An 837-nucleotide genomic window follows, 5' to 3' on the forward strand; every position below is an offset into this window, starting at 1 on the left:
ATGTGGCACTTCATCGGTCGCTGGTTCTCCAACGAACGGTTCCTGCAGAGCACCTGATCGTGAGCGATCGGTGCGAGCAAGAGCATTGAGTGAAAGACCGTCGTCCGGCTTGGCGACAGGCCGGCGAGTGACCCAACAGCAAGAACTCGAAAGAGGAGAGATCATGAAAACAATAAAGGACCGGATTGCAAAATGGTCTGCAATCGGACTGCTGTCCGCCGTGGCAGCGACCGCCTTCTATGCGCCGAGCGCCAGCGCCCACGGTGAGAAATCGCAGGCCGCGTTCATGCGTATGCGTACCATCCACTGGTACGACCTGAGCTGGTCGAAAGAGAAAGTCAAGATCAACGAGACCGTGGAAATCAAAGGCAAGTTCCACGTGTTCGAAGGCTGGCCGGAAACGGTCGACGAACCGGATGTGGCGTTCCTGAACGTCGGCATGCCGGGTCCGGTGTTCATCCGCAAGGAATCGTACATCGGCGGTCAGCTGGTGCCGCGTTCCGTACGTCTGGAAATCGGCAAGACCTATGACTTCCGGGTTGTCCTCAAAGCCCGTCGTCCGGGTGACTGGCACGTTCACACCATGATGAACGTCCAGGGCGGTGGACCGATCATCGGCCCCGGCAAATGGATCACCGTGGAAGGCTCCATGAGTGAATTCCGCAACCCCGTCACCACCCTGACCGGTCAGACGGTGGACCTGGAGAACTACAACGAAGGCAACACCTATTTCTGGCACGCCTTCTGGTTCGCCATCGGAGTTGCCTGGATCGGCTACTGGTCGCGTCGACCGATCTTCATCCCCCGTCTGCTGATGGTGGATGCCGGTCGTGCGGA

Annotated in this window: 1 protein-coding gene; it reads left to right on the forward strand. The window is 58.7% G+C overall.

Going from position 1 to position 837, the window contains the following annotated elements; genetic code table 11:
* Window positions 1-163 precede the first annotated feature (163 nt).
* Window positions 164-837: bacterial ammonia monooxygenase, subunit AmoB (gene amoB, locus ACSHWJ_RS15945; protein ID WP_432540103.1), on the forward strand; the 674-nt coding region annotated here is incomplete at its 3' end.

This window comes from Methylococcus sp. S1M (genome assembly GCF_051295855.1).
Lineage (GTDB): Bacteria > Pseudomonadota > Gammaproteobacteria > Methylococcales > Methylococcaceae > Methylococcus > Methylococcus capsulatus.